At 47.2% G+C, this 12,205-nt stretch carries 8 protein-coding genes and 1 pseudogene; 4 read left to right on the top strand and 5 right to left on the bottom strand.

Annotated features, from left to right (window positions below; genetic code table 11):
* Nucleotides 1-8 precede the first annotated feature (8 nt).
* On the bottom strand, nucleotides 9-1,505 hold the full coding sequence (locus NE536_RS19090) for an SO_0444 family Cu/Zn efflux transporter (RefSeq protein WP_261273682.1): 1,497 nt from the start codon (nucleotides 1,503-1,505) through the stop codon (nucleotides 9-11).
* Between the two features lie 2 nt (nucleotides 1,506-1,507).
* Nucleotides 1,508-2,038 carry a Zn(2+)-responsive transcriptional regulator gene (gene zntR, locus NE536_RS19085; protein WP_261273681.1) on the bottom strand — a complete coding sequence of 177 codons (531 nt, stop codon included), beginning with the start codon at nucleotides 2,036-2,038 and terminating at the stop codon, nucleotides 1,508-1,510.
* Between the two features lie 352 nt (nucleotides 2,039-2,390).
* Between zntR and purH the strand changes: the two genes are divergently transcribed.
* The 3 genes and pseudogenes from purH (at nucleotide 2,391) to NE536_RS19070 (ending at nucleotide 5,933) form a co-directional block, all read left to right on the top strand.
* Nucleotides 2,391-4,022 carry a bifunctional phosphoribosylaminoimidazolecarboxamide formyltransferase/IMP cyclohydrolase gene (gene purH, locus NE536_RS19080; protein WP_261273680.1) on the top strand — a complete coding sequence of 544 codons (1,632 nt, stop codon included), beginning with the start codon at nucleotides 2,391-2,393 and terminating at the stop codon, nucleotides 4,020-4,022.
* Nucleotides 4,023-4,152: 130 nt separating this feature from the next.
* Nucleotides 4,153-5,451 (top strand): phosphoribosylamine--glycine ligase, encoded by a 1,299-nt coding sequence (gene purD / locus NE536_RS19075; protein ID WP_261273679.1) that lies wholly within the window; start codon nucleotides 4,153-4,155, stop codon nucleotides 5,449-5,451.
* 254 nt (nucleotides 5,452-5,705) lie between these two features.
* A pseudogene (locus NE536_RS19070) lies at nucleotides 5,706-5,933 on the top strand (hypothetical protein).
* Between the two features lie 18 nt (nucleotides 5,934-5,951).
* Here the strand turns inward: NE536_RS19070 and NE536_RS19065 are convergent.
* The 3 genes from NE536_RS19065 to hemE form a co-directional block, all read right to left on the bottom strand.
* Nucleotides 5,952-6,755: an SDR family oxidoreductase gene (locus tag NE536_RS19065; RefSeq protein WP_220591272.1), complete on the bottom strand. Its 804-nt coding sequence runs from the start codon at nucleotides 6,753-6,755 to the stop codon at nucleotides 5,952-5,954.
* Nucleotides 6,756-6,830: 75 nt separating this feature from the next.
* Nucleotides 6,831-9,410, bottom strand: a complete 2,580-nt coding sequence (locus tag NE536_RS19060) for a putative bifunctional diguanylate cyclase/phosphodiesterase (protein WP_261273678.1) — start codon at nucleotides 9,408-9,410, stop codon at nucleotides 6,831-6,833.
* 417 nt (nucleotides 9,411-9,827) lie between these two features.
* Nucleotides 9,828-10,892, bottom strand: coding sequence for a uroporphyrinogen decarboxylase (gene hemE, locus NE536_RS19055; protein WP_261273677.1), 1,065 nt, complete (start codon nucleotides 10,890-10,892; stop codon nucleotides 9,828-9,830).
* A gap of 457 nt (nucleotides 10,893-11,349) precedes the next feature.
* Between hemE and rsd the strand changes: the two genes are divergently transcribed.
* Nucleotides 11,350-11,829, top strand: coding sequence for a sigma D regulator (rsd, locus tag NE536_RS19050; RefSeq protein WP_106648308.1), 480 nt, complete (start codon nucleotides 11,350-11,352; stop codon nucleotides 11,827-11,829).
* Nucleotides 11,830-12,205 lie beyond the last annotated feature (376 nt).

The following is a 12,205-nucleotide window of genomic DNA, read 5'->3' as shown; positions in this document are numbered from 1 at the left end:
TGAGCTGATTAAGAACAGCAATCGTTGCGGCGAATCCAGCTTCGAGGGATCTTTTCAAACACCACTTTTGCCATGAGTAACGCCAGCACTATGCCAGAGGTTGCCACTAACCACTGAGGTAACATTTGGTGCTGCTCACCAATCTGTGGCATCACCACAAAGCCAAAGCTATCCACCAGATAATTGACCAATATACCCGCGACTAAGGCCACGCCGATCACGCCGCCCAAGTATCCCCACAACGCACGTTTGCCTAACTCTTTAGCCACCACACCTAATGTCGCGATATTGGTCGCAGGGCCCGCCATCATAAACACTAAAACGGCTCCCGGTGACACGCCAGCCAATAATAGTCCGGCTGCAATCGGTGTCGATGCCGTGGCGCAGATATACATAGGCACAGAGACCAACACCATGACTAACATAGCTAAGATACCGTTGCCCCATTGTGCTAAAAAGTCTGCGGGGACATAGGTTTGCACCAGCGCGGCGAAGAATAAACCCACCAGCAACCACAAGGTAGTGTCACGCACTAAATCCGTTGCCGCATATTTAAGACCAATACCGACGCGGCTTAATACAGATTGTGATTTTAACTCAGTCGCCATATCTTGAGTCGAAGCGCAGCAGCTATCCGCTTCACCTTGTGCTTGAGGAGCATGAGCACTGTGATCATGTGTTCCAGACTCGGCTTTATTTGAAGTACCGCAACAGGCACCTTTTTTCACCACAAGGATTTTCTCAGGGGTGACAGATTCAGCTGTTTTACTAGCGCAGCAGGAAGCTGTTTTCTCAGCTTTCATCACGCCGACGTTCGCAACACTACCGCCATGAGCCGTCATGAAGCTAGACGTTGCAGCCATTGGCGTCATTTTGATCGCACTCTTAGGCTCAGTCTTCTGCTCACAATCAGTATGACTTTCAGTGCCGCAGCAGGATGCAGCCGCTTTAACAGGCGCTAAAGGCTGATCCTTAGTCGGTGAGCAACAGCTTTTAACCGGTTCAGCTTTAATAGCTTGGGACTGACTCGCCGATTTCGACGCACAGCAGGCCGCCACGGCTGCGTCGCTAGCTGACTTGAACTCTGATTTAACCGCAGGCTTGCCATCGTCGTCATCGCGGCCAACGAGTAAGCCAGCCACAATCGCACTGGTAATCGCTGCAATCGGTCTGACGATCGCCATAAAGGGGCCGAGTAACACGTAGGAAACGGCGATTGAATCGACGCCCGTTTCTGGCGTCGACACTAAAAAAGAGGTGGTTGCCGCTTTCGAGGCACCTGAACGGCGCAGCCCTACCGCCGCAGGAATCACGCCACAAGAACACAAAGGTAATGGTGCACCGAGCAGCGCCGCCTTCACCACAGTTTTAAAACCGTGACCGCCGAGCTGCTTTTGCATCCACACCATTGGTACGAATACTTTTAATAGCCCAGCCAGGATCAGGCCCAATAACAACCAAGGCGCCGAGTCTAAAAACAGATCAATAAAATTCTTCAGTAACATAATTAATTCCCTGACTCATCATGGATTATTTTGCCGTGAGTATGCTGGTGCGACTCATGTTGATGTGCTGTGTGCTGATGCGTTTCGTGCTGATTGACGTCATGAGAATGATGCTCCACACGTACCCGCTCAGTACTGGATTCCAACGCCTCTAAAATCGAGCAATGTTCGGCGCTACGCGGCCCGCCACAACAGGCATCGGACAGACTCTGCAAACTGGTTTGAAAATGATTCAGCTCGGCGATTTTGGCCTGTACTTGGGCCAATTTAATATCGACCATACCCTTCACATCGGCGCAGACGCGATTAGATTTATCAAGCTCAATTGAAAGCAATTCACTGATTTCATTAAGGGTAAAACCCACGGCCTTCGCCCGTAAGATAAAACGCAGTCGCGCGGCATCGGCCTCGGTATACACTCGATAGCCAGACTCGGTACGGCTCGACGGCGCGAGCAGACCGTGCTTCTCGTAGAATCTCAACGTGTCGGCTTTCACCTCACACAAATCCGCCAGTTCACCAATACGATACATGTCTTCATCCTTTGCGAAATCGCGCCCAACTCAGGGGGAGTTTCCAGCATACAACTCAATAATGCGAGTATAAACCTTGGAGCCTACTCCAAGGTCAAGGGGTAATTCATACTTTACATAAAGTCGGCCGAGTCACGTCACTTTGTTCTGATATGAATATTGTGAAATCACGCAGAAAAAACACCCGTAAATGCAGTTTTACGTTAGAATACGCGCGCCGTGATGAAGGGATAAAAAGTTAGCTAATAAAGTAAAAATAGGACCAAGGGACTTTTGGAAAGCGGTGCAGCGCTAAGGCTGTTCTGTTTTCCGAAAGATCCTTGAAACTAAAATAACTGGACCCTGTACCCAAATGACTGCTGCAAATAATGCCAGACCCATTCGTCGCGCGCTGTTAAGCGTTTCAGATAAAACCGGAATTCTCGAGTTCGCCAAAGCACTTCACGCCCAAGGTGTGGAACTGTTATCAACTGGCGGCACCGCTCGCCTGTTAGCGGATAACGGCGTGCCTGTTATCGAAGTATCTGATTACACAGGACACCCTGAGATCATGGACGGTCGTGTTAAGACGCTGCACCCAAAAGTGCACGGCGGCATTTTGGCGCGCCGTGGGCTTGATGAAAGCGTTATGGCCGACAACAATATCAATGCAATCGATCTGGTTGCGGTTAACCTTTATCCTTTCGCTGAAACCGTAGCTAAAGCCGGTTGTACCTTAGAAGACGCTATCGAAAATATCGATATTGGCGGCCCCACTATGGTGCGCGCAGCGGCAAAAAACCACAAAGACGTCACCATAGTCGTTAATGCGGCCGATTACTCACGCGTACTGGCAGAAATGACGGCTAACAATGGCAGCACGACCCATGCGACGCGTTTCGACTTAGCGATTGCAGCCTTTGAGCACACTGCGGGTTACGATGGCATGATCGCCAACTACTTCGGCACTATGGTTCCAATGCATAAGGTTCCTGCGCACAGCACGGACGAATGCTTCGAAGACTCCCTATCCGTTGAGGGCTCCAAGTTCCCACGCACCTTCAATACCCAATTAGTGAAGAAACAAGACTTACGCTATGGCGAAAACAGCCATCAAGCAGCGGCTTTCTATGTTGACACTAAAATTGATGAAGCTTCTGTGGCTACCGCGATTCAGTTGCAAGGCAAAGCCTTGTCTTACAACAACATTGCCGATACCGACGCAGCACTTGAATGCGTTAAAGAATTTAGCGAACCCGCTTGCGTTATCGTTAAACACGCTAACCCATGTGGTGTGGCGTTAGGTAAAGACTTACTCGATGCCTATAACCGCGCTTATCAAACTGACCCAACCTCAGCCTTCGGCGGCATTATCGCCTTCAACGGCGAGTTAGATGCCGCGACGGCGAGTGCTATCGTTGAGCGTCAATTCGTTGAAGTGATTATCGCCCCAAGCGTCAGCCAAGCGGCGCGCGATGTGGTGGCGAAAAAGACCAACGTGCGTTTATTAGAATGTGGTCAGTGGAATACTAAGACCCAAACCTTAGACTACAAACGCGTTAACGGCGGCTTGTTAGTGCAAGATCGCGACCAAGGTATGGTCGGTTTAGAAGACATCAAAGTAGTCTCTAAACGTCAACCCACTGCAAGCGAACTGAAAGACTTAATGTTCTGCTGGAAAGTAGCGAAGTTCGTTAAATCTAACGCCATCGTTTATGCCAAAGACGGCATGACTATCGGTGTCGGCGCAGGCCAAATGAGCCGCGTTTACAGCGCGAAAATCGCTGGCATCAAGGCCGCCGATGAAGGCTTAGAAGTAGTGAACTCTGTGATGGCATCCGATGCTTTCTTCCCTTTCCGTGACGGTATCGATGCCGCAGCGGCTGCGGGCATTAGCTGCATCATCCAACCGGGCGGCTCAATGCGCGATGCTGAAATCATCGCTGCTGCGGATGAGCACGGCATGGCCATGGTGATGACAGGCATGCGCCACTTCCGTCACTAATCGCCACTCAGCAGCCAGCACTCAATCAGTACTGGCTGCTTTTTTGTTTTACCACTCTTTGTTTTACCGCACTCTGGTTTCGACCACAGTGTGCCTACACAGAACATAAAACTCTAAGGGATGACTTAACATGAAAGTATTAGTTATTGGTGGCGGCGGTCGCGAACATGCCCTAGCGTGGAAAGCGGCTCAATCGGCTCAAGTTGAAGCTGTCTATGTTGCGCCAGGCAATGCGGGCACAGCCCTAGAACCTAATGTTGAAAATCTGGCGATCAGCGCCACCGACATTCCTGCTCTGCTCGATTTTGCGAAAACCCATAAAATTGAACTGACTATAGTCGGCCCAGAAGCGCCATTAGTGATGGGTGTAGTTGATGCATTCAATGCCGCAGGTTTAGCGATTTTTGGCCCAACAAAGGCGGCTGCTCAGCTTGAAGGTTCAAAAGCCTTCACTAAGGACTTTTTAGCCCGCCACAATATTCCGACTGCAGGTTACAAAAACTGCACTGAAATCAGCGACGCTAAAGCCTTCGTGCGTGAATTAACTGCCACAACAGGTTATCCAGTAGTGATCAAGGCCGACGGTTTAGCCGCAGGTAAAGGTGTGATCATCGCCCAAGACCAAGCGCAGGCCGATGCGGCGATTGATGACATGCTCGCGGGTAACAAGTTTGGCGATGCGGGTTCACGCGTGGTCATTGAAGAATTCCTGAAAGGCGAAGAAGCCAGCTTCATCGTCATGGTCGATGGCAAAAACATTCTGCCAATGGCGACCAGCCAAGATCATAAAGCCCGCGATAACGGCGACTATGGTCCAAACACGGGCGGCATGGGCGCTTACTCGCCAGCACCTGTCGTGACTCAAGCGGTACACGATTGGACTGTGGCAAACGTGATTCGTCCAACGGTTGATGGCATGGCCGCAGAAGGTAATGTCTACACAGGCTTTTTATATGCTGGCTTGATGATTTCTCCAGACGGCAGTGCCAAAGTGCTTGAGTACAACTGCCGCTTCGGCGATCCAGAAACTCAGCCAATCATGATGCGGTTAAAGTCAGACTTAGTGGAACTGTGTTTAGCCGCCACCCGTGGCGAGTTAGATAAAGTGACAGCGGAATACGACGAGCGCGCAGCCGTGGGTGTAGTATTAGCCGCTGGCGGTTATCCAGATGAGTATCGCAAGTTTGATGTGATTGACGGTCTCAGCCTTGGTGATAACGACGGTAAAGTGTTCCATGCTGGCACAGAGATGAAAGACAGCCACGTAGTCACCAACGGCGGGCGCGTACTCTGCGCCACTGCACTGGGTAACACAGTCACCGAAGCGCAAAAAGCCGCTTATAAATTGGTTGATGAAATCCACTGGGATGATGTGTATTTCCGTACCGATATTGGCTACCGCGCGATTGCACGTGAACAGCAAAACTAATTGCTAGACGCGTTAAAAAACCGGCCAGACGCCGGTTTTTTTGTGCCTGAATTTCTGCGGAATTGAAATGTAATCCTTATTATCTTAGCGATTGATTACTTACTATAACAACTATCGTCAACCAATAGGCCTAGCTCGATAAAGGTTAATTTTTACCATAAGAATGTGACCTAAAGCACATACCTAGGCTCAGATGACGTGCACCATCAAGCTTCTTATATTTTTAACAATCAAAAAATTAATGGAGTAAATATATGGGTTATTCGATAAAAGATCTTATTTATCAAGGTGAAAAATCAGGCGTACATAACTGGTAAACCCTAGAAGGATCCAGCTTTTACTGGCATCCAGATTGGTTTCATATTGCAGAGGATATGACGGGCCATATGGCCACGGCAACTATCGAAAAGCAAGGGGAAAAAGCAACGCAAAGCGAGGCTGAAAAGTCAATCATTACGCATCTGAATAAGAGTGGCAAATAGCTTGTAATGACAAAGATATTAGTGCCCGGAGGCGATCGCCCTGCGGGCAATTTTATCGATTAAACCTGGCGCGATCAGCTTAAGCCAACGCCCCAAACGGCCACGAAGTGAAGTGATAAGTTGTCGGCCCCGAGTCGCAATCACAGGTAGCATCATATTGGCGCATTGCTCGGCCGTCAGTATCTTAGCTTCTTGCATCGGTGACTTGCCTAAAGGATTACCTGCACCATCTAGGGCACGTTTGTGAATTTGTGACACCACAAAATCAGGGCAAATTACCGTCACCGCCACATTATCGTCCGCGAGCTCAATCCGCAACGAATCGAAAAAGCCAATCACAGCATGTTTAGAAGCGGCATAACCGCTACGAGTTGGAACGCCCGTTAATCCAGCGACGGAGGCCACTACCACCACTTGGCCCTTACTGGCCTTTAAATGAGGTAACGCGGCATGGGTCAAATACGCGGGTCCAAGATAATTCACCCGCATAATGTCTTCGAGTACAGACAGCTGAGTCAGCTCGTCGAAACGTGACCACATAGTCATGCCAGCATTGTTAATCAAAATATCAAGATGGCCATAATGCGCGACCGTGGCTTCTATCAAGGCTTCGCACTGCTCAGGACGAGAGACATCGGCAGCAAATACAAAAGGAGGCGGACCATAATTAGCGATTTCTAAGGCGAGTGAAGCGAGACGTGTTTCATTGCGTGCACTGATCACGAGCTGGCAGCCCATTCGCGCCATTGCCACAGCGAGTGCTCGACCAATACCTTCTGAAGCACCCGTGATGATCACGACCTTGCCAGTGAGTCCATCCATAGTCATTCCTTTGTTATCGCTATGTTAATTACGTCTTTGGCTAAATTGGCATAATCACACTAAAAGCGCAATCCTTCACGCGCGTTGTGCAAGCCTCATCTCATATTGTTCACGATAATTCGCTAAGGGTTGTGGGCGCCCTATCGCATAACCTTGCGCGTAGTTAATGCCAATGCTCAATAATCTGTCGATAATATCCTGATTTTCAACAAATTCGGCCACGGTCTCGATCCCCATGACCCGACAAACATCCTGAATCGATTTAACGATGGCATAGTCTTTAGCGTTCACTGCAAGGTTCTTGATAAAACAGCCATCGATTTTGACATAATCCACGGGCAGCTCACGCAGATAGCCATAAGAGGCGAAACCACTGCCAAAATCATCCAGTGCAAACGAGAAGCCGAGTTTACGTAACTGCTTCAACATTTCCATACCACGATTGCGATTTTGGATCGCGGTGGTTTCAGTAATTTCAAAGCAAATACATTGACTTGGGATATCAAAAATATGTTGTTGCTGGGCGATATATTCCACCATACCTTCAGCGCCTAAACTATTGCCCGAAAGGTTGATCGAAATACAATGATCAGGCCAAAGTACAGGATGCAAAGACAGCCATAAAAATGCTTTGCGGATCACTTCTTTATCTATGTCAGGCATCAGCTTAAAGCGCTCAGCCGCGGCAATAAACTGCGCAGGTGCCAAAATACGGCCGCAGGGTTCTTGAATTCGCAGCAGGATCTCCATGCGTTGTCGCTGTGGACCGCTGCCTAACCCACGGATCGGTTGGTAATACAGAATTAGCTCGTTTTCTTCAATCGCCTGCGCGATACGTACCGCCCACTTAGGCGCGTTTCTTTGGTAAGTGAGCTCTTTATCTTTATCATCGTAAAAATGAATTTGATTGGCGCCCTTAGCCTTAGCGGCAATACAGGCAATATCAGCGTCTTTCAATAATTCTTGGGCATCAATATAGGGCGCACGACCAAAAGCAACACCTATGCTAAGGCCGACTTTATAGTTACAGTTTTTGTCATTCAGCACTTGCAGCGAGACTTGTGCGATCATTTGTTTGAGTAATTGCGCCACAGATAAAGCACTGCGATTACACACCACTAAACCAAACTCATCACCGCCAAGCCGCGCCAACAACTCCTGTGGCCCGAGACAAGCCTGCATAGCCTTAGCCACCATGGCGAGCATACGATCGCCTGCTGTATGGCCACAGCTATCGTTAATCAACTTGAATTGCTCTAAATCGAGATAACAAACGGCGATGGTTTTAGCTGAGGCAGCAAATTGAGGGAGCTGTTCATCAAACGCCTGACGATTTAGCAGCCCAGTAATGCTGTCGAAATTGGCTCTTTTTTGGAGTTGGCGCTTAAGTAACTCTTCTTGAGTGATATCTCGCAATACCACGACGGTGCCGACAATAACTTTATCGTGGTTACGCAAATTACTAATGCTACGTTCCATAATCCGCGGTGTAGCGGTCAATAACTTGATTTTCTCGACCTGTGGTGATGACTCGCCAAGGCGAATACAAGTGAACACCGCCTGATTCAACTGGTCGCCAGCCTTTAACAGGCTGGCAAGGCTCTGATCTATGGCATAACAACTGGCAACATCCAAAAGCGACTCGGCCCGCGGATTCATATAAATCACTCTGGCATCGACGTCGGTTAAAATCACCGCCTCTGCAATAGATTCTAAGGTGATTTTCGCGCGTTCTTTCTGCTGATAAATTCTGGCCAGCAGGCTATTAACGCGGCTGGCAAGCACTTCTAATTCCTCATTGCCCTCACTGGTAACAGGCTGATAGACACTGGACATAGGATCGACCAACGCCAATTGCTGCATCAAGTTTTTAAAGGGTTTGAGTAAACCAGAGCGCAACCAAATATAGCCAAGGCCAACAATAAACACGCCAAATAGAATGAAACCGAGCGATACCCAATCAAGCTTAAATTTAACCTCTTGGAAGGGCCCCTCGGAGAACTGCACTTGCAGATAAACAGGTTTGTCTTTTAACAGGCTGGGAATTTCAATGATGTCACTATGAGTGCCATCAACACTTGCCGTAACAAGGTTAGAGTGACTCATAGTCACTTTAGTCACCAATAAGGCCTGCGCATATTCAAGTAAGTCGTTATCGGTCAACTGACGTACCAGCAGTACAGATTCATTAGGTGCAGAAGCCACGGCGGTAATGACATAAGCCTGTCCACCAATCAAATATGCACCAGCAACACTGGGCTTATTAGCGCTAATAATGGCGCTGGCAATTTCCCGCAGCTCATTTGACGCAAAAGTATATTCATTGGGGAAAAAAGTCTGCAGTTCGCCTTGGCGTAAAATATACCAACTAAGGTTGGCCGACATAGAACTATCGTGCCACGAGGCCTCTAGCTTTTTTAGTTGCACTTCATCTAACTGCGACAAAGGTAAAGCGTAGATATTCGTGAGAAAGGTTAATCGGTCAACATCAATTTGAAACTGCTGCTGGATATTAGCAAGTTCACGATTAGCACTGTCTTGGCGCAATAGCTCGACGCGATGGTCGTACCAACACCCCAGACAATAGGAGACAATAACCACCGCGGGGAGACAAAAGCCCGCAATAAATACCAATATTTTCTTGCCAATGTGCATCTCTTACCACGGCTTGTTATGACTAAATTGATTGACGGCCTTGCATAATCCTTCACTGCGCCATGCAACATATCTCATTTGCGAATAGTATTAAACATCACTTCGCTTTAGTCGTTGCTAAAGTAGACATTTTCATGCAATCAAATCAATCTTATACCTTTGATTTAAAAATAAAAATTTATAAAATAAACGATTATGAATTTTACTTTTTATCAAGAAAATTCACACATAATCAGAATGTGAATATAGGGTGCTTAAGTCGTTATCTAAATGTAAGACCCATTAAGCTCGCAGACGATAGAAATCACCACATACGCTCATCCATAAAGATACCTTCGCCAGAAGCTCCAACGCTATCAAACCCAAATGTCAGAAATAAAACAGGCCCGCAAGCGGGCCTGTATCGCAAACCAAAAATTACTTATGGTATTGCTTTGATTGCGCATGAACCGCCTTGATAAAGGCGCCGGCATGCTCTGGATCGACATGCTGATGGATGCCATGACCTAAGTTAAAGACATGGCCAGTACCCTCACCATAACCCGCTAGGATATGGCCCACTTCTTCTTCAATACGTGGAATAGGTGCATATAACATTGAAGGGTCCATGTTGCCTTGCAATGCAACTCTATGGCCTACACGGCGACGGGCATCGGCAATGTCTACCGTCCAATCCAAACCTAACGCATCACAGCCAGTTTCTGCCATCGCTTCTAACCACAAACCACCACCTTTAGTGAACAGCGTCACTGGCACTTTGCGGCCATCGGCAAAACGTGTTAGACCATCGACAATCTTCTGCATATAACGCAAAGAAAACTCACGGTAAGCAGAGTGCGATAACGCGCCGCCCCATGAGTCAAAAATCATTAGTGATTGTGCGCCATTAGCCACTTGAGCATTCAGGTATAAGATCACTGAATCGGCTAATTTATCTAACAGCATGTGTAATGCCATTGGCTCAGCGTAAGCCATCTTCTTAATTTTTTCGAAAGTTTTGCTCGAGCCGCCTTCAACCATATAAGTCGCTAGGGTCCAAGGTGAACCAGAAAAGCCAATTAACGGCACTGCGCCATTCAGTTCACGGCGAATAGTGCTAACGGCTTTCATCACATAACCCAGCTCATCTTCTGGATCTGGAATTGAGAGCTTTTTGATCGCATCGATAGTGTCTGTAGGGCGCTCGAAACGTGGGCCTTCACCCGCCTCAAAATACAAACCTAACCCCATAGCATCGGGCACTGTTAAAATATCGGAAAACAAAATCGCCGCATCGAGATCATAACGACGTAAAGGTTGCAGCGTGACTTCACAGGCAAGCTCATGATTTTTACACAAAGACATGAAGTCACCCGCTTGAGCGCGAGTAGCTTTATATTCAGGAAGATAACGGCCAGCTTGACGCATCATCCACACAGGGGTCACATCGACAGGCTCTTTTAGTAGGGCGCGTAAATAACGATCATTCTTTAATTCTGCCATTGGGCTTGGTTCCTAGTCTTATTGAGATCCGCTGGGTCGGTAGTTTAGCATTTACGCGAATAATGTAACCTTTATGTGCAAATATATGTGAGCTATTCCCCATCGTTGGCGTCGATTTGACCATATAAATTGGAAATTGTTATCCAGATAACATACTGCTGATTTATTCGTAACGAAGTCACACTCAGACAGAAAAAAGTTGCGCTGGTTCCCTGCCTTTGGTATAAAAAGTCTGCGCTAGCAAGAACAATCAAGAAGCTCGTCGCATCGAGCCTGCTATAAACTTTACTCACCCAACGATAGGTTTCTATCGTTGGTTTTTTTATTTGTATTTTTTGATGCAAAACAGCTGGTTTGTCCATTTCATCATTCACGCAAAATCGCATGAAAAGAGTTGATCGATTAGCGACTTGTCCCTACATTAGAGTTATGTGCTGGCACTTAAATGGAATGCATCATGCTGAGAGAACTTGAAAAAGCGGAACAGAAGTGGGGCGGCTCAAATAAGCTTATTGATCAATGGCTAAAAAATCGTCGCAAACTGTTAGTGCATTACTGCCAAATTGCTGGGCTTCCTCCTTACAGTAAATCAGAAAAATCACTTCCCTCGTTCGAACATGTTAAATCTTTCTGTGACTTATTAGTGGACTATGTCTCTGAAGGCCATTTCGAAGTCTACGATAGAGTCGTTAATGCCTGTAGTGAATATGGTGAATCAAGCAAAACACTCGCGCAACAAGTATTGCCAAAAATAACGCCAACCACGAATGCGGCATTAGACTTCAACGATAAATATGCGGAAACTCAAGACGATCTCGTGTTGTATCAACTCGATAAAGATTTATCTGAACTTGCCCATAACATGGAAACTCGCTTCGAACTCGAAGATGAACTACTCGAAGTACTCCACCGTAAGCATTCAGAACACACCCAGTAAGCCTCAATCAATTTAAGCGCACTTTGTGTGTTCGGTGCGCTTATCTTGACCAATCCAACGACTACCGAAATATATGGGCTCACTAACAAGTAATGGCTCATTAGAAACGTCGGTTAAAACCTATCTCTAGCAATGTAACTAAATATGAAATGCTCTTTACGCACCTCACCCATCAAAGAGATACACTTTAACGCCTCAGTTAAGTGTTAACTAACCTAGCCAGTGAACGCCAAGAGCAGTCTGTAATTACTTTATGAGCGGCGCAAACATATGCGTATTTCTCTGATTTAACTAAGGCAGCGATGTTGGGATTATGCATGTTCTTCATGATTATAACGTGATAATCAATTAGACATATAATTAATGTAAATGGTAT

Origin of the sequence: Shewanella septentrionalis (genome assembly GCF_025370265.1) — a bacterium.
GTDB lineage: Bacteria > Pseudomonadota > Gammaproteobacteria > Enterobacterales > Shewanellaceae > Shewanella > Shewanella hafniensis.
This window is presented reverse-complemented; position numbering and strand designations above follow the sequence as displayed.